This window comes from Sedimentisphaera cyanobacteriorum (assembly GCF_001997385.1).
GTDB classification, from domain to species: domain Bacteria; phylum Planctomycetota; class Phycisphaerae; order Sedimentisphaerales; family Sedimentisphaeraceae; genus Sedimentisphaera; species Sedimentisphaera cyanobacteriorum.
This window is the reverse complement of the sequence record NZ_CP019633.1, coordinates 506,804-525,310: the sequence shown is the minus strand read 5'-3', so window position 1 is coordinate 525,310 and position 18,507 is coordinate 506,804. Positions and strand designations below refer to the sequence as shown.

Sequence of the window (18,507 nt, the reverse complement as noted above, 5' to 3'; positions counted from 1 at the left end):
ATAGATATAAAACCGGCTAAAATTGAAGGATTCAAATAAGAGTGAGGCAGAGAACTCGGCTAGAGTAAAGAAATGTTTGCGGGGGCAGGTTTATCAGATTCTGAAATCTGAAGAAAACGCGGAAAAGTCTAAAAAATCAACATTGCTGTCGTGCAGAATATCACAGAATCCGCACTCGCAGTCATTATTGCAGCTGTTTATAAGCCAGTTTTGCGATAAATTGTACACATCCATACGATTAACCTTCCCGTCCCTGTTGAAATCACTCAGAGGCGGGAAAACCTCAAATTCATAAATGCTCGGAACCGTTTGCGCCTCAGTTATAAGCAGACGTACTTTTAAGGTTCTTACTGGATCGAAGAGGTGAACTTTAAGGTCTCCAATATTACCAGCTTGCGAAAGGTCTTTCCAGCCTCCTTGGTAATATTGAATTTTATGGGACAGCACTCTATCCTGAAATTCACTGAGTTTGACCGATGATATAACAACAGGCTGCGGGAATGAAAGAGCGAGCCATGACCCGTTTACTTCATCCTCCATGCTGCTGTTCCATCTGGTTTCCGTGTTTTCGTCGCAGGCCTTGGAAGCGCTGTAATCGCTGTTCCATTCGCTTGAAGCCGATGCCGAGGAAGATAAGCTGAGATTTGGAAGCTCATTTTCATTGCAGGGCAATTTATCCGTATAAGCAAAGGCATCAATCACAACAGCATTTCCGCTGCTTTGAGAATTCTTCTCGCCGGTAGTCGAAATGCTGACAGTGTGATTTCCTGAAGGCATATACGGGGTTTCATAAAGCAATGAACTATGCTGCCTCTGCTCACTGAAACAGTCGATTTCAGCATCCTTTTCTTCACCAATATAGACCTCAAAAATTCCCGCATCATTCCTTAAAGAGCCGTAAATTCTCGCTGCCCTGCCGTTAAAGGTGAAAGTAGATGAATCGTCGCCCCCTCTTGTGTAATGAGAATTACCGCCAATAAATTCCTCAGTACTGTAAGTATACCAGCCGTCCCAGCTGATATCTTGGGATGTATTGTCTACCACCTTCCATCTGCCGGTATTTTTGATTTGAAGATTATCAAATTGATTCATATCGAAACTGGAGCCTAAACAAGGCTGACCTTTATCTCTGGAAGCATCCTCAATAGTAAAGAGTCTGCGGCCGTCAAGATAACCTGCGAGTTTGTTTTCAGCCACACGAATTTTCAGATTATGCCAGATATCACCGTCAAAACCCGAAACTGTTCCGCTTACTAATACACTGTCCTTTTCTAAAGCATTGTCGAAGCTGAGTTTCCATTTTCCGTTTTTGTATAAAACAAGCGCATAACCTGCGTGTTTCTGGGTTTCACCCTTTCGTGCGGCAACATAAACAAATCCCTGTTCTATGAAGACATCCGAGGAGAATTCGTAATTGCTCCACTGCATCTCTCCGAAAAGCGTCATTGCAGTATTCGGCTCTTCTCCTGTGTAAATCCAAGTATAATCGCCCATGGCGGGGAGTATCTGCTGAAGTGAAATTCCGCTTCTTCCCCCCTTCGAAGGTGCTGTTTCAAATGTACCCTGCATATCTGCAAGGTAATCAGGAGTTTCGCCTTCGGCATATTTTTCAAAGTTTTCCGAATAGGGAAATGGGAAATCCTCATACTCTGGGATTGAATTGGACGGAGAGCCTTTAGTTTGCCCAGAAGTAGTGGAAATTGTATAAATCGAATCAGGCTCACAGCTCAGAGAGAAGCTGCCTGAAGACACGGGAATATCATTCATACGGATAAACGATCTGTTTTTTTGAGTTCTCCAAACGCTTACTTTATCATCGGTGAAGCCGGATAAATCAAAATCCAGTTGTTCGGAATTGTCGGAATAAACCACCACGGAAAAATCTTGAGAGTCTGGTGATTTCAAGGCTGCAAAATTTCCATCGCCGGAAAGTTTGCCGCAGGCATTGTTCATATATTTCCAGCCTAATTCAGTGAACTGAGTGTAATGAGCAACTGCCCATACAGACGGAGAAACTCTGTAATATCCGGACCATGGCGTTTGAGTTTTAATCAGGCCTGTATTCGAGCAGTGCACTCCTTCATAGGCCGCATCGACCGGCGGCCAGATAAGCATCTGAGTAATGCGTCCATCAATGTACATTTGATTCATTCTTTGAACTATACCTTTCGCACCGCTCCAGTATCCTGTTCCAGCAGAATCTTCACTGTCCCAGAGTGTTTTGCCGGAATTTATCATAGACTGTGTAGGCATTCTGTCCTTCTGTATCGGCCTGTGAACCCCTACATACTCAATAACCTCATCATAAGCAGGGTCGTCTCCTAAATGGTCGAACACATCCAATGCGTGATAGCCGCCGTCAGGAGCGATAATCGGCAAATCGTAACCTGCCTCAACCAGCGTTGGCTTTAGGGTGTTGGCAATCCAGTCCAAATCTTGGGGGTATTCCATATTTTTTTCATTTTGAGGAGCCCCTATAAAGTCAAAGCTAAGCCCCCATTCGTCTGCGGCAAGGTCTAAAAACGAGACATAATAATCCGCAGCGTCCTGAGTTGGGCAGCAAAAACAGCTTATACACTCTTCACCATTAACCCAGTATGGATATGCCCATGGCAGACAGCCAAGCATAATCTCGGAATTTCTGTCTTTAGCCTCCCGCATCATCCAAAACTCATAGCCTCTTGATACAGGCGAATCAAGCTCTTCGCGGGTAATTGCATGAGTAGGCTCTGCACCGGAGGTAGAGCTTGTGCTCCCGCCCATCTCGGCCTTGAAAACCTGAAGAGAAGCCCCGAATTTGGGTTTGAAGAGCAAATCAAGTATATCGCTTTTATACGGCTCTTCGTAATCTGGCAGGAGCCTGGCATTCCCCCCTGCCGAGACCACTCCAATTCCGTCGTATCTCCTGCCGGTATCTGAAGAATCGACATTAATCTGAGTAGAAGCTGATGCTGTACCGCAGCAGGCAGTTAATAATAAAACAGAAATGCACAAAAATACGCCTGAAACTTTATTGATTTTATAATATTTCATTTTGAAAGCCTTTTAAATCTAATCTTTTAGCCAATGAATACGTTTTCTTTTCCCGGTCGGCCGTCATCATAATTTTCATTTTTAAGCGGTCTCTTTGCGTCCACTTCCATTATCCAATTTTCGATTCGCAGTTCGAAATCTAAAACCTTATCAGGGTATAAACTCGCGCAGTCATTTGTTTCAGAAAGATCCTCTTCGAGATTATAAAGCTCGCTGGGCTTATCAGAATCATACCACCTAATCATCTTCCACTTCCCGCTTCGAATCACAGCAAACGGGGCTATTTCGCCAGTGTAGTCAGAGATGTAATGCGGGAAATACCAGAACATATCTCTTTCCGGAATCTGCTGCTGATTTTTAAGAAGCGAAGTAATGCTTACTCCGTCAATATCAACCCCGGAAGGCAGATTTGCACCAGCAAAATCGCATACTGTAGGCAGCACATCAATACTGCATATCGGATACTCGCAAACAGAACCAGCTGGTATAACCCCGTCCCATCTGAACAGCCAGGGCTCACGTATTCCGCCTTCATAAGGCCATCGTTTCCCTTCTCTCAGCGGGGTATTGTCTGCAACCGGCTGATGTCCGCCGTTGTCTGAGGTGAAGATTACAAAAGTATTATCAGCAATACCTAAATCATCGATTTTAGAGATAATATCCCCCACCGAATCATCTACGCTTTTAATCATAGCCGCATGGACAGGGTCAAGGTGTTCCCAGCCGGATGGCTTTGGCTTGGCCTTGAAATAGTCTATATAGTCCTGCCTTGCCCTGATAGGCGTATGAACTGCATGATGGGCTAAATGAAGAAAGAACGGCTTTCCGTTATCTATAGAACTTCGCATCAAATTTTCGGCCTCATCAGTAAGCCTGTCTGTAAGGTATTCCCCTTCCTTGCGGTCTGGCAGGGAGTCGCAGTCGTATGGGTCGAAATAATCCCTGTGGCATTCGCCCATCATCTGAACCTCAAAACCCTGTTTATCCGGCGTGTATGGGTCTGATGTTCCCAAATGCCATTTACCAAGGTGGTAGGTATCATAACCTGCAGGGGCAAGGATTTCAGGAATAGTAATTTCTTCAAGCTCCATAAACTGATACCTTTTCGGAGTTTTGTACTCCATTGAGGGAGAGCTGATGTAGCCCTCGGGGTTTTCGGTAACATTGGGTCTGCTGATAAAATTGGTTACTCCCGTCCTCGCGGGATACCTGCCTGTCATAAGAGCGGCTCTTGTCGGAGAGCAGAGAGCTGCTGCGGCATAGCCGTTATTGAATTCCATTCCAGACTGTTTAAGTGCATCAATGTTGGGCGTTTCATAATAATTATGAGGGGCCTTATAGCCTACATCCGCCCAGCCGAGGTCGTCAATATGCATTAGTACTATATTCGGCTTTGAAAAGTTTTCTGCAGAATTTTCACTCAATGAAAACTCGGGAGAGAGACATACCGCACCGAAAGCGCCGAGGCACTTAAAGAAATCTCTTCGTTTCATTTATTTTCCTTTATTTCAAAATGCTTCTGTTGAAGGCGTAAACAGAATAATCCAAGATATCTACTTTATTATCCCAGTTATAATCACTTGCATAACTGCAAAAATCTGAATACAAGCTTAAATTTCCTGAGGAGCTCACCTGAGCAGCTGAAACCCCGCTGAGCCATTCAGATGCAAAAACTGATAATATATTTCTATGCGGAGAAAAATTTGAGCTGAGCTCAGTATTACCTGCAAGGAGCTGAACCTCCTGCTTGATATCAGATTCGTTTATGGCCCCTGCAAATATCTTAAACTCATCTACTGCACCCTGAAACTGCGTAAACTCCGAATAGTAGGGAAGGAAACCGTAATCTTCGTTTTTCAGATTTTCATAAGCTCCGCCGGATTCCAATCTTCCGTTGACATACAGCTTTATCTTATCGCCGCTCTTTACCACACTAACCATATACCATCTCTCTGGCACAAGTCTTGAACTGCCTTTGGCGATGTAATCCATATCATAAATAAAGCCCACCCTGAAATCATCAAGGATATAGAGCCCTTGACGGGTTTGAGGGCCGAGGCCAATCACCCTGGTAAATGCATCATTTTCAGCATCGATTTTCAAAAACAGATTCATAGACCATTCTTCGCCTTCTGCAAAAGATTTCTGGGCGAGCGTACAGCTTAGTTTGTTTCTGCTGTCTTTGGTAAATCTAACAGCTTTCCCGCTTACTCCGTCCTCGAGCTGAGGTGCTTGGGAAATATAAGCCTCGTTGTCAAAAACCGAGCTGTCTGAAGTTTGATACAAATCAGCAGACTGAGAAAAGCTGTTTAGCCCCAAACTGAGCAATTCCAGGTCTTTGCTGAATGTTACGAAGCTCATCAAGCTGCCCTGATGGACGCTGTCATTGTCATCAATAATATCAATCCGCCAGTAATAACGATTCCCTGCGGATAAAGGATAATCCAAAGACATACTCTCATAACTGCTTCGAATCTTCTCAAGAGACTCTGCAGACTGCCCAAGATAAATATCGAATTTCGGCTCGAAAAGATAACAGCCCGCAGTATCCCAGCTCAGATTAGCATCACAGGGAAAGCCTGCTTCCCCATCACCCGGCGTGATATTATATACAGCAGGCTCAGGCGAAACCACTTCTCCCGGGTTTGCGTAGATGTAATGTATCTCACTGTTGCTGAGCTTTCTGTCATACATCTGCACATCATCAATATATCCATTGAAAAATCTGCTGCCGTTCCTGTTTACACCTAGCGCTATTTGGTTGAAAATATTATCGCTCAGGGTCTTTGAACCTTCAAAGCTGCCGTTATAGTAAACTTTTGTCTCGCTCTCAGTTCCTGATACGGCAAGGTGTACCCATTGCTTTTGAGCTGAGCCCATTATTATATCACCGCTGCCGCTGATATACCTGTAATTTCCCGGGCTGCTGCCATCTACATCAATCTGAAAGCCGTTGGTGGAAGAGCCGTAAGTATTAAGCGGCGCGCAGTACTGCTTTTGGGAAAGGCTTGCAGCTTTAACCCAGAAACAAATTGTATATTCCTCAAACTCGGTGGAAGAAAAATGATATGAAGCGGACTCTGAGCTGCCGTCAAAGGAAAGGGAAGAGCCAATTACACCTTCGGATGAATTGTCTTCAAAGGTCTGTCCGAAAAGCGATGCTTCCCTTCGGTGTCCGCTTGAATCTGAGGCAGCCCTGCCGGAAGGTTCATCGAGTTTCCAGTGAAGCCACGGTGTTGATGCCTGCGAAACGGCAGTAAACGAAACTGCAAATATGCTAATAAAAGAAAATAGCTTAGTGAACATAGATAATTCTTTCAGTGAAGAAGTGCATTAATATAAAAACTTTACTTGCGGAATTTAAGAAAAATCGGCCCCGCATAAAGCGGGGCCTGTAAAACTTGAAGCTTAAGACTTAAAAACTAGTTTACCTGAGGATATGTGTTATCTTCAAGCCAGTTTATAAGGATAACATACAGATCGTTTTGATCTACCACGCAGTCCGGCTCGCCCTCAGGTCCTGTAACGTCGTACTGCTGGGCATATTCTTGAATGCAAACAATTTTTTGCTCAGCTGCAAATTCGTTATAGAGGTCAACTGCACCTTCTGCGCCGACATCATAATTAAAAACTTTAATCTCATCCAAGTATCCGCTAACGGGTAATTCCTTCCCATCTTGATTCCGGCGGCCAATCATAATATTTGTATTATTAGGATAAACATCATAATCGCCAAATGTCTCAAGGTCGAGCTCACCGTCCACATACAGCCTTACAGCATCGCTTCCGTTAAATGTACCAACAATGTGGTGCCACTGACCGTCAATAATATTTATTTCAGAGTTCAGCGCACCCATAGCCCTAAATCCAAAAAATGGTGAGTTGTCATGTTTATGTGTACCTATTTCCCAGCCGTTTCCATTTGATGTACTCTTTGAAATTGCTATTTCCCAGTCGGTGTTTGCGCTGTCATATTTTTTCCAGAAGCTGACAGTCAGCCCCGTTTCATAGTTGTTGAAAGCCTCGCTGCTTTCGGGTATTTCTATTGTTTCATTCAGGTTATTTGTAAACTGGCAGCAGTCTCCGTCAATACCTCCGCCTGAAACATAATTTGTGGTTGCAGCTGTGCCGTCCCATCCGTTTGGACTTGAATCCTGAAGATTGCTGTCGAGTTTCCAATGAGCCATAAGCCTCTCAACTTCAAGCCTAGCGGTATTAGTAGTAATTGAGAAATCGCTGCCGCTGACTACGCAGTAGTAGTATCCTCCGGAATCTGAGAGCTGAACATCCGAAACAGTGAGCTCAGAACTTCCAGACTCTATGAATACGTCATTATCGCCTACAGTTTTATCAGGAGAAGAGTACCATTCATAACTGCAAGGTGTTACAGGTTCGTTCAGAGAAACTGAGAATTGAGCATCTTCACCTTCCTGAACCAGCTGACTCTGAGGCTGCTGCACTATCCATACCGCATTACCTTCAAAGAGCTTAACGTAATCTATCATCTGCCAGTTGTTCCCGCCGTAATTTTTCACGGCAGGTGCTAATTTACTGCCAACAGTATGAGAGTATTCCATATCGCCTGAATCAAAAGAAAGCTCATATATCACCCAGCCGGTTCCAGTGTTAAAATGGTCTTCCTCGATTATTACAGAGCTGTCTCCCTCAAGCATTTGAAGCCCAACTCCCACAGAAGAAGAGTCTTCATCCATCCTAACTCTGGCTGCTAATGTATAAACAGTATCCGCCTGAATTACAGGCAGCGTTACGCCTGAAAGGGTTTCATTCTGAGTTATCCCGCATCCATCAGACCAGCCATACCTAATATGGCTTTCTTCTGCAACATAACCGGCATTCCCTAAACTTCCGTCTGGACAATGGTAAACTCTATTCACAGAGTTAAAACCGGTCCAACCATCAGGGAATATCAGCTCTCCGCTGATTTCTTCTCCTTCGTCGAATGTCGAATTTACTAAATTCAACTCTTGCGCATAAAGAGAACCTGTTAAAACAGTTATAGCTATGATTATTGTCATAAAAAATTTCATAATTTTACACCTCAATATTATTTTCATATTCGATCTTCACAAATTCAGTCTGCTGGATACAGCCCTGAAGACATCCAATCGGCGCTTAATGCTGCAAAATCAAGCAGGTCAACTTTGCAGTCCGGCTGGCCGTCAGGTCCGGTTGTGTCGAGGGCAGGTATGTCATCTTCAATGCAGAATATTTTATCCGGATCAGTAACGTCATTATAAATATCTATTACTTGATATGGATCTTTTGGATAGTTGTATATTCTCACATCGTCCATTAACCCATAAAACGGATTTCTCGGGCCATCGGAATACATATTCTCTGCCCCAATAACTACAGGCACCTCGCCTGCCGGGGTCTTAGCCGGAGCGCTGTCCAATACTACTGTAGGAGCATCCTGAAGGCCGTCAACATAAAGCCTCTGCTCCATAGTTTCAGAGTTATATGTTACTGTTATCATATGCCACTGCCCGTCAGCCAATTCTGTGCTTCCAGTAGAATTATCTGCTCCCCTGAAAGTAAAAGCTGCCTGCTGAGAATCACTGATGCCGAGATACCAGCCGCTCCAGTCAATGTCTCTGTCGTCCTTTGCTGTTATTACCTGCCAGCCATCAGTATATTCAGTATTTACCCATGCACTTACTGTAAGGCCGCCCTGATAGTTGTTGAAATCGTCTTCACTGCCTTCAATAACTACTCTGTTTGGCTCTGTCTGGGTGAATTCAATTGCGCTTCCGTCATACCCGTCCATTGTAAATGAGGGAGAGTAAGGTGCGTATAGAGTTCCGTCGTAACCGTTTACAGTGTCGTCTTCGAGATTGTCTTCAAATTTCCAGTGAGCCATTTTCGCTTCCACGCCAAGAAGAGCCATCTCAGAAGTGTCTGAAGCGGTAGTCTCATCATTGGTTACCACGCAGTATATTTTTTTGCCTGCATCCCCCGAGGGTACATCAGTTAGAACCAGCGTTTCTGAGTCTGTCCCTACTGGGACATCATTGCCTACTGCATCATCATCAGAGATATACCATTGGTAATGAACTTGAGAATAACTGGCTACACCCACACTGAATTCTGCATCCGGCGATGCTATATCATCAACGGGTTGTTCCATAACCTTAGGCTTATCAGGAACAACACTTACAGAATCTAAAGCAAGCCAGCACCACTGCCCCCAAGGGTCCTCATAATCACTCAATCTAATAACTGTAAGCATTGAATTGCCTACAATTTCAGGATGATTTGAAGTGTCAAGCTCTGTACTAAATTCTTCCCATGGGTAAACAGCATTCGGGTCAGGCCAGGTGTTATCACCGCCATACTCAAACCATTTCTCGTCATCTACGACATGAATGCCAGTTGTCTGATCTTTGAAAATAAGCCTAACTGCCTCACATTTGCCGTCCCAGTTCTTGGCAGTTACTTTCATCCGGTATTTCGTATTTTCCTCGAAAGTACCCATATTCTGCCATATCATGAGGCCATCAGCCCAGCCATAGCGGAAATAATTAATCTCCTCATCACCTTCCATTTCTGTTTCCAGATGATGGTGCCATTTATTGTTGGAAGTATGCTCCCAACCATCCAAGCCATCATCAAACTGCCAGTTCTCCAGCAAATCAGCTCCTTTTGCCGCATAAATGCAGCCGAAACACATTAATACAATTAAAACTTTTCTCATTGTAACACCTCTTTAAAAATTAAAAAACAGATAAAACTAAAACCAATCAACAAAGCTCTTGCTTTTATATCAAAGTTGAATCAATATTTAAGAAAGTAAAAGCTGAATACCTCATCAATCAGAACTCTTCGACATATCATTTATACTATGAATGTGCCCAATAAACAACGCAGTTTTGTATAAAAATTCCGCATTTTTGAGCAATTTGTAAAATCATCCCTTTGATCCTGTCTAATATATTACATCTTCTCAGTTTTGAATTAGAAATTAAAAATTCAACTTATCTGCCGGCAGGGATAATTACTAAACATTTGTTTAAGCCTTTCCTTTTATGCATAATTGCTTTGCACCGCCCTTTTTGTTTATCCAGTAACCTCCCTTTCAATCTGCTCAAGGGTTTTTCCTTTAGTCTCAGGCACACACAGCTTTATAAAAACTGCTCCCAGAAAGCAAATTGAGGCATAAAGCCAGAAGGTTTTGTCAAAATCAAGGCTTGAAATCAGGCTTGGGAATGTCAGAGCAAGCAGGAAATTAGCTATCCACATAGCAAAAACTGCAATTGAAGTTGCAAGCCCTCGAATTTTGTTTGGAAATATTTCTGAAAGAAGAACCCAAGTTACTGGGCCGATACTTGATGCGAAAAATGCTATTGAAAGCAGCACTAAACCAAGCACATGGATCCCTTGGCTGCCGATATTAAAACAAACCCCAAGGAGCGTATAGGATACTCCGAGAGTTACTGCACCTGCAAGTATAAGCTTCTTTCTTCCAAGCTTGTCTATCGAAACCATCGCTACAATTGTAAAGAGGAAATTCGTTATACCTACAATAAGCAGATTAAAGAGCACGCCGCTGACATTATAGCCGGCTGCTTTGAAAATATCATGGGCATAGTTGAAAATTACATTAATCCCGCACCACTGTGAAAAAATCGCAATAAAAATCCCCACAACAACAATCTTTGCTACTTTAGGCTTAAGGATTTCGGCAAGCTCATTTATATGATGCCCGCCCTTAAGTGAATCTTTGATATCAGCGAGATACATTTTGGAATAATCCTCACCCCCGATTCGCCTGAGGACATTTCCTGCTTCCTCCTCTCTCTCAACCTTACAAAGCCACCTCGGACTGTGGGGCACAAATAGCATACAAAAGAAAAACAGCAGCGCCCAGAACCCTTCAGCGAGAAACATCAAACGCCAGCCGGTTTGCCCGTTCCATGTGTCAAGCAAAGCCGCCCCGCTTACGTCTTCCGGGATTGGATGTGATTTCAGAATGAGATAATTTACCAGCTGGGCAAGAAGAATGCCAATAACGATGTTGAGCTGCTGCAGGGAAACAAGCCTACCTCGTATAGATTCAGGCGAGAGCTCAGAGATATACATTGGAGAGATTGTGGAAGCCATCCCCATACCTATACCGCCGATTATTCGGTAGATTATAAACTGGAAGAATGAAGGTGCATATCCAGAACCAGCTGCTGAAATCAAGAAAAGGATTGCAGCGATCGAAAGCATCATCTTTCTGCCGAACAAATCAGCAGGCTTGCCGACAAAAAACGCACCAACTATGCAGCCTACTATGCAGCTGCTAACTGCCCAGCCCTTAATAACCGGACTGCTGAGACCGAAGGTTAATTCGTAAAATTCCTTAGCTCCGCCGATTACAACAAGATCGTAACCGAAAAGCAGCCCGCCCAGAGCCGCTGCAAGAGATATTCCCAGAAGATAACTCTTACTGAGATTAGAATTTTTCTCTTCGCCCATTTTTTCTCCTTATTCCATTTTTTAGTAATGAAAGACCCGGGAAGCACCCGGAATACATTTTCCTATACCTGCCGGCAGGATTTTATTTAATAAATTTGAACCATAATTATATGGACGTGTTATCAATCGCTTTTGAACAGCCCATTGATCTGCTGCTTACTGACCTTGGTCTGCGGGTCGAATTCACTGCTTTTCATATAATTCAGCAAACTGTACCTGAATTGCCTTGCCACAAACCTGTTATCAAGATCATTTTCCAGATTCATGGATGATATTACCATTTTCCCTTTGCCGTACTTGCATTCAGCTAAGACTGCCAATTTCTTGTTTGTGTTCCAGTCGTTTATAAGCTGCACCAGAGGACGATACTCTTTTGGCCAGCTTTTTTCTTTATCCCACTGGTCGAGAATCATCGGTCTGGCATCAATCAGCAATTCATACCACTGCCAGTTTGAATGAAAGTCTGTAGGGAAATATTCGAAGAGTTTATGCTGCGGCTTACACAGGATGCCCATAGTTTGAGATTCTCCGCCGCCTGTCCAAGGGCAGTTCCAGTAAATGCTGGAGAAACACTGGGGCATATCGCCGGCAACATCATCCCTTTTGGCAAGAAGCAATACTTTTCCGCCAGCCTCAAGACGCTGACGGGTCGTTTCATCGAACTTATTTGTTATATAAATATCATCCGCAGAGGGCATATTAACCTGATCAGGATAAACCCAGAAATCCCAAGTATTTTTGTAATTTGTATCAGCCAGCTGAACTTCCAGGACATATTTGCCCAAGTCATAGTCTGCCAAATCCGCTTCGAAATTCCCAGCTTTGAAGCCGTTGCCAATGAGGATGTCCATTTTGGCAAGTTCGAGTTCTTCTATTACCTTTCCCTGATCTGATTTGACCCTGCAAATTATGCCGGCATTATTATATTTCTGCTGTGAAAAGTTAGCTATCTCAATGCCTGCTTTGAAGGTTTCGCTCTGTTTCCATACCCTTTTTTCCATCCGGGCAAGAGGTACTGTAACATCACAAAACTGGCCGAATTTTTCTTCACTGACATAACCCTTGTTATCCCAGAAAGCATCTATAATACCAACCAGCGCGGCTCCCTGCCCGGGGAAATCTTGAATTCCGAGAAGCTGGAAGCCGGCAACACCTTTTGTCCTCAATGCCGCTTCAATTTCTTCCTTAAACTGCTTGACCTGCCACTTGCCTGAGGCAGTTACAAAATTATCTGCCTGCTCAAGCATTCCTCTTTCTTTAAGCTGATCTCTTGCGATATCAAGGTATGCAGCATCAAATTGACCGGTATATTTGTGCCCGCTGTCCAGATTGGGATAGCTGCACCTCTGTACAACTTCGTAAGTCATCAAAGGCTTTTTGCCGAAAGCCTTTACAGCCTCTTCATAGTCGATTACCGTCTGCGGAGGCATTGACGTAAAATACGCGCCATCCGCTTCTGGCGGCCAGCCAGCCTGATAGCGTGTCCTATGGCCTTCATAATGCCGAGCAGCGTAATATTCATATTCTTTCTCTATCTCAGGCGTTATCAGCCAGTTGGAATTGCCCGGACCGCTGTAAAGCCTTCGCGGGTCTGTCTTCCAGTCTCTGAACATCTCCAGAATATCCTTACTGGCCATCCAGCACTCCTGACCGGGAGAAAGCAGGATAAAGGAGGGATGATTGCCGTACTGCTTCATTGCACGGCGGGCTTCCCTGCGAAGAAAGCGGTAAACAGGTTCTTCCTCGAACCTTGCCCAGAAGAATGAGACCTCTACGTACACACCTTCCATATCTGCGGCCTGAAATGCTGCCTTCGGCGGACACCATGAGTGAAAACGAAGATGATTCATTCCCCACTTTTTACTTATCTTCATTATCCGCCGCCAAGATTCAACATCCGTTGGCGGATAACCGGTATTGGGGAAAATGCAGCATTCTTCTATTCCCCGAAGGAATATGTCTTCGCCGTTGATAGAAACTCTTGTACCATTAGTTCCCACTTCACGCATTCCAAAAGAAACTTCCCGGCTGGTCTTATTTATTTTGTTATCAGAAGGTATCAATTCAACTGTAAGATTGTAAAGGGCAGGGTTGAATTCATCCCACAACTGCACATTATCTGACATTGGATAAACGCTATTCACATATAATTCACCAACTGAAGCAGTGATTTCAGTTGATAAAGGTTTAGGCTTGTGTTTTTTATCTGAATTATAGCTTTCAGCACTTAATCTCAAAGCCACTTGAGCTTTCTGATTTGTATGGTTGAAAATCTTGAACTTTACCCTGGCGGATTTGCTCTCTATGTCCGGATATACCTGCACATTTTCAATCCCAATGAGCGGCTCTGCTTCCAAAGCTATCTTCCCAATGATACCGTTCCAAGCACTCTGGGTATGATCCGAAACAATATGAGAATTGTATCCAACATCAAATATCATTGAGTTGTCAACCCTCACAGTCAGCTTGTTTGTGCCCAGTGAAATAAAATCTGTGAGGTCATAAACATGAGAGCTTACCAAGGAATCATTTGTGCCAACTTTTGAACCGTTGAGCCATACATCACTTTTCCAGTGGCATCTTTCCAGTGTCAATGTTACTCTCTGGTCCTGCCACTGCTGTGGAATGTTAAACTCTTTCTGATACCAGGCCTGCCCCACATAATGTTTTTCAGGCTGAAGCCAGTAAGGAAATTTGAGGTTTTCAGGCTGGCGGTACTTCTCATACATCGGATGAACAAACCAGCCTGGATATTTTGATTTTGCTTCCACCTGATCATAGCCCATTTCAGCATCCGTCATCGGCCCAACGCCGCTGGAATCAGCGATCCATCCAGTCTTGGCGGTTATATCATTTCCATAGCCCTGCTCCTGCAGGCTGCCCGGCAAGTTAATTTTATAAGGCAAATCAGTATTGAACCATTTATCACTAACACCCACGTTTTCACGGTCTATCTTAAAAGACCATTGGCCGCTGAGGTCAATTTGTTTTTTTTCTGCCCCGAAACTTACCTGAAGCAAAATCAAGAAAGTAAACGTAAAATAAAGGCACGACTTAAAAATTTTTGGCGACTTACTTAGTATCATAGAACAAATCCTTAATAGAGAAAATATTTTATCCCTTTTAACCCTCTGCTCTGATAAGCCATTTAAAAAGCAGAGTGATTATACCATAGACATCTAACTGTATCCCTTACCCTTGAAGTATGGAGGGATTCAGCTTTTCCATTTTTCCAGCTTTTTGATAATTGATTTCTGAACTTCCGGCTCACTTTCTCCAATACACAAGAAGATGCCTCTCGGAGACATTTCCTGAATAAATTCATCCAGCTCGTGAAGTTTGAGGTCAACCATAATACCTTTGCCTGCATCCTGCATTTTCTTGATCAGATCGAGCCATTGCATTATGGGTTCATCTTCTCCAACACCCTGTACCCACTGGATCCCGTTAATTTCAGGCATATCCAGTATCTTATCAATATGCCTTGCCACCCCGCTCCCATCAACATGAAATACATTATGGTCCATGTGCTTTATCTGCTCCAGGAGATAAGGCATTGCAAATTTATCAAACTGTGCCGGCGACATCATCGTTGCAAAATCACAGCTGGGTACATGGAATTTGCCATAACTCGGCACGCCAAGCCACGTAACAGAAATATGTCCTTGAGATTTAAGCATATTATCAAAATGATCGAAGATGTCATAGAAGTCTCTAGACGCAATCTCCAAAAGCTCACTTACTTTATCTGGGGTATCAATCATATCGTAACACAACTGCTCCATGCCCCTCCATGCCAACACACAATCCATAGAAGGATGAAGATCAGTGTATCCCACAAGATACCTCCCTTGGCACTTTTCAATGGCACACTGAGTCATTTCTTCAATCTTCCTAAAATACTTATTTTTCTTGTCCAGTTTGAGCTCTGATATCTCGCTCCAATCTTTAACGATAGGATGGGACCAGGAAGTAACTTCGCCGTAAGTCAGCTCGCCGCCATAAAATGCCGCATAGATATCTGGACCGAGGTTAGGCCAGTAAATCGGAAATGTTTCACCAAGAAATTGACAGCCCTTTATAGAATCAATAAAAGAATCAACCACTCTCTCAGTGTCAAACCAAATCTCTTTCCACTCCTGGGGAGTACGGTTTTCTTTTGATTCAACATTGTACTGCGCATTTGCTGCTGAAAACTGAACAGGCACACGGTCGATGATTTCATTGTTATACCAAGCGTAAACCCTTTCCATTGCCTTTTCAAAATCATTTTTTGTCGTCAAAGTGATTTTATTAATATTATTATTCATTTCTGTTCTTTTCTTGCTAACCTATGTTATTATTAGTCTAAATGTAAATTCGGCTAAAACAGCCTTACTCATTTTCCAAAATGTAGAGTTTTGTTTCTGCCTGATCCAGTACTACCCTAAGCTTATTATCGCCTATCACGTACTTTGCATCCTGCCAAATCTCCTGAGCAGTAAATACATCAGGTAATTCAAAACTTTCGGGGATATTGAAAGTGTTATGCACCCATTTGTCAGATGTATGGTTTATGCCTTCTTCAAGATTGCCGGCTAAGATGCGATAGTCCCCGTCTTTGGTTTTCCAGCAGGACAGCTGCATTGGCCTGTATGGTTTTATCTGATCAACGTAACACAGATCTGCTTCTTTGCTCATTTTATTTATTGCCCTTGCAGTGAGGCAATATGGGATAGGGCTTCCAAGGTCCTGATCCAGTGAGCCGGCGTTTCCGTATGGAATATTTGTTGCAAGCTCCGGAGGATCCCAGAAAAACAGGCTTTTTCCCTTTAAATTGTTGAGCACCAGTGCTGGGTTTTCCTGCTTAACCCAGTACAGAGTCTGAATCGGTTTGGTAAGTTTGTTCTTTGTAAAATAATGATACAGCGGAAAAGTATTAGGAAGGCCTTCAAAGATACCTTTCACCTGTCCATTTAATGTTGCAATAAATTCAAGCTTGCCGGTAGTTTTGAAGTTGGTTTTGATACCTATAATTTCTGCGATATCTTTATCAAGACCGCCTGCAGGGCTTCCAAAAATCGCTGTGGGCTTACCAGATTCGATAAGCTCAATTAGGTTTTCCTTCTCGCTCGCTTCCATGTGAACAGGAGTTTGGACGATAAACATATCACTTTCGACATCCTTGAGATATTCGAGCCTTGTGATTGACATAATTGGCACCGACCATTTCATAACAGCGCCGGCCTGTTCGTCTATCCATTCCTTTATTTTTATATTCGGTGAATTTTCATTTTGCCATTCCATGGCGCTTCTGTTGTAAACCAGAGTCGGGCCGTAAACTTCTTTAGTATTTCGGGCATCAATCAAAGCTGCATTTGTATGCTTCACAATGAAATCAACATCTTCCTCCGAGAGGAGCCTTTTTCCCTGATTGCACCAAGAAATATAACTTCCAGCGGGCATTTTCAAACCGCTTGGTGTTTTTACTGCGGCGTGAGAATACGCCCAGATGCCCCATCGAAGCCTGTCAGCGGCGGTGTGGATAATATCCCAAGACTCCCATGCATCAAACGTTTCTGTGAGGAAATAATGACGAACATCACTTTCAGCTAAAACGGCTGCGTGGCCGAGAATGTATCCAAGCTGATAAGTCCAGCCAAGACGCTGCGCGTTCCACAAACTTGCCCATTCCGGAGGTCTTTGTCCTATCTCATTCCATGCACCTGCCCAGCTCTGGTCTATCCATGCATCGAGGTAGCCTTCTTTTGCTATAGTTTCCAAGTCAAAACAGTTTACCCGCCAGTCTCCTACTGCACTTGCCGCAGATGAGTAGCCGATGACTAGGGCCTCAGGGTTAGACTGTTTTGTATGCCTTACCAGATCAGCTGTTGCCTGGCTCCATTGGGACACTTTTTTGGGCTCTTTTGGCGGGGTTCGCCCATAAGGGCCGTTTCTTACATAAATGCCGACACCCATGATGCTGTCACGAAGGACAATTGCATCGAGTCCTACTGTTTTTGAGAGGTCTCCCCACTGTTTGCCGAAAAATTCAACTAAAGGAGTACCCTCGGGAATTCCGTCAGGATAAGCTCCATATTCCCTCGGATCTTCTTTCAGTTTCGCTATAAGATTGGGAACTCCCCAGCGGATACCGCGTTTCAAATAAGCATTTTCATGTGTTTTAGAAAATGCAGATAACTCCCCATGATAAATGCTGCGCCAGCCAAGGGCAAGCATTCCAATCCTTATATCCTCAAGACCATATTTATCTCGGCCAACCTTTTTCAGTATAGTTACAAGTTTTTTCAAATCGCCGTAGGTCCAAGGAGCATAATTTACAACATTATAACCGTCCAGTGTCTCGAAACGATGCTTCCACAGTTTTTTTCGCTGCTCAGTGCTGCCGGTGAGCTGCCCTTCATCCTTGATAAACGGCCAGTGCTCCATATCTTCCGGCAAGTCGATTTTTTTATTGAGGCTGCCCTGCCACTCATATACAGTATCCATCAGCCAGCCGACATTAAGAATCACGCCCTTCCAGTTTTCAATATTTTCGAACATTGGGTAGTAACGGTCCCAGAACTGTTCAGCGCTGGCCTCCATATCATCGTAGTCAAACCAGTAAAGATCTATTTCAATCCAACGGTCCGCAGCAATCCCCTGATCTGAGGCGGCTTTATAGACACCCGCGTTTTCACCAATAGCTGAATGAGAAAGACTAACTAAAATAACAACTAAGCAGAAAATTTTTGTTTTTTGGATATACATAGTATAATTCCCTAAAAATAATAATTAATTACTCTATTACAGACAAGGACAAACCGTTTTTATCTTATAAAAATAAGCTTGTGCAAATTCGCTGGGCAATTAGCCTTAAATCTGCTCTTTTCTCTGAATTGTTTATACTGTTATCTGCACAATAAACAACGCAGTTTTGTATAAAAATTCCGCAAATTTGCGCAAATAAAAAAAGGCCGAAAATTGCTGCAACATATTTTTTGAAGGCGTGAT

9 protein-coding genes are annotated in these 18,507 nt (G+C 43.5%); all 9 read right to left on the bottom strand.

From position 1 onward, the window contains the following. Positions 1 to 93 precede the first annotated feature (93 nt). The 9 genes from L21SP3_RS01945 to L21SP3_RS01905 all read right to left on the bottom strand — a co-directional run bounded on the left by L21SP3_RS01945 (position 94) and on the right by L21SP3_RS01905 (position 18,264). Positions 94 to 3,033, bottom strand: a complete 2,940-nt coding sequence (locus L21SP3_RS01945) for a discoidin domain-containing protein (RefSeq protein WP_077539067.1) — start codon at positions 3,031 to 3,033, stop codon at positions 94 to 96. Between the two features lie 26 nt (positions 3,034 to 3,059). After that, positions 3,060 to 4,526 carry a sulfatase gene (locus L21SP3_RS01940; protein WP_077539065.1) on the bottom strand — a complete coding sequence of 489 codons (1,467 nt, stop codon included), beginning with the start codon at positions 4,524 to 4,526 and terminating at the stop codon, positions 3,060 to 3,062. A gap of 10 nt (positions 4,527 to 4,536) precedes the next feature. Further along, the gene (locus L21SP3_RS01935) at positions 4,537 to 6,339 is read right to left on the bottom strand and encodes a LamG domain-containing protein (RefSeq protein ID WP_077539063.1); all 1,803 of its coding nucleotides are present in this window, start codon (positions 6,337 to 6,339) and stop codon (positions 4,537 to 4,539) included. A 116-nt stretch (positions 6,340 to 6,455) separates the two neighbouring features. Further along, positions 6,456 to 8,081, bottom strand: a complete 1,626-nt coding sequence (locus tag L21SP3_RS01930; RefSeq protein WP_161488056.1) for a LamG-like jellyroll fold domain-containing protein — start codon at positions 8,079 to 8,081, stop codon at positions 6,456 to 6,458. 44 nt (positions 8,082 to 8,125) lie between these two features. Next, positions 8,126 to 9,748, bottom strand: a complete 1,623-nt coding sequence (locus tag L21SP3_RS01925; RefSeq protein WP_077539059.1) for a LamG domain-containing protein — start codon at positions 9,746 to 9,748, stop codon at positions 8,126 to 8,128. A 362-nt stretch (positions 9,749 to 10,110) separates the two neighbouring features. Continuing rightward, positions 10,111 to 11,514 carry a sugar porter family MFS transporter gene (locus L21SP3_RS01920; RefSeq protein WP_077539057.1) on the bottom strand — a complete coding sequence of 468 codons (1,404 nt, stop codon included), beginning with the start codon at positions 11,512 to 11,514 and terminating at the stop codon, positions 10,111 to 10,113. A 122-nt stretch (positions 11,515 to 11,636) separates the two neighbouring features. Further along, positions 11,637 to 14,600 (bottom strand): sugar-binding domain-containing protein, encoded by a 2,964-nt coding sequence (locus L21SP3_RS01915; protein WP_077539055.1) that lies wholly within the window; start codon positions 14,598 to 14,600, stop codon positions 11,637 to 11,639. A 129-nt stretch (positions 14,601 to 14,729) separates the two neighbouring features. Then, positions 14,730 to 15,797: a uroporphyrinogen decarboxylase/cobalamine-independent methonine synthase family protein gene (locus tag L21SP3_RS01910; RefSeq protein WP_161488055.1), complete on the bottom strand. Its 1,068-nt coding sequence runs from the start codon at positions 15,795 to 15,797 to the stop codon at positions 14,730 to 14,732. 91 nt (positions 15,798 to 15,888) lie between these two features. Next, positions 15,889 to 18,264, bottom strand: a complete 2,376-nt coding sequence (locus tag L21SP3_RS01905; RefSeq protein ID WP_077539051.1) for a hypothetical protein — start codon at positions 18,262 to 18,264, stop codon at positions 15,889 to 15,891. Positions 18,265 to 18,507: the final 243 nt, after the last annotated feature.

Excerpts from the sequence above, each read along its gene's own strand:
- L21SP3_RS01945 (WP_077539067.1), bottom strand. The coding sequence starts at position 3,033 with ATGAAATATTATAAAATCAATAAAGTTTCAGGCGTATTTTTGTGCATT.
- L21SP3_RS01940 (WP_077539065.1), bottom strand. The coding sequence starts at position 4,526 with ATGAAACGAAGAGATTTCTTTAAGTGCCTCGGCGCTTTCGGTGCGGTA.
- L21SP3_RS01935 (WP_077539063.1), bottom strand. The coding sequence starts at position 6,339 with ATGTTCACTAAGCTATTTTCTTTTATTAGCATATTTGCAGTTTCGTTT.
- L21SP3_RS01930 (WP_161488056.1), bottom strand. The coding sequence starts at position 8,081 with ATGAAATTTTTTATGACAATAATCATAGCTATAACTGTTTTAACAGGT.
- L21SP3_RS01925 (WP_077539059.1), bottom strand. The coding sequence starts at position 9,748 with ATGAGAAAAGTTTTAATTGTATTAATGTGTTTCGGCTGCATTTATGCG.
- L21SP3_RS01920 (WP_077539057.1), bottom strand. The coding sequence starts at position 11,514 with ATGGGCGAAGAGAAAAATTCTAATCTCAGTAAGAGTTATCTTCTGGGA.
- L21SP3_RS01915 (WP_077539055.1), bottom strand. The coding sequence starts at position 14,600 with ATGATACTAAGTAAGTCGCCAAAAATTTTTAAGTCGTGCCTTTATTTT.
- L21SP3_RS01905 (WP_077539051.1), bottom strand. The coding sequence starts at position 18,264 with ATGTATATCCAAAAAACAAAAATTTTCTGCTTAGTTGTTATTTTAGTT.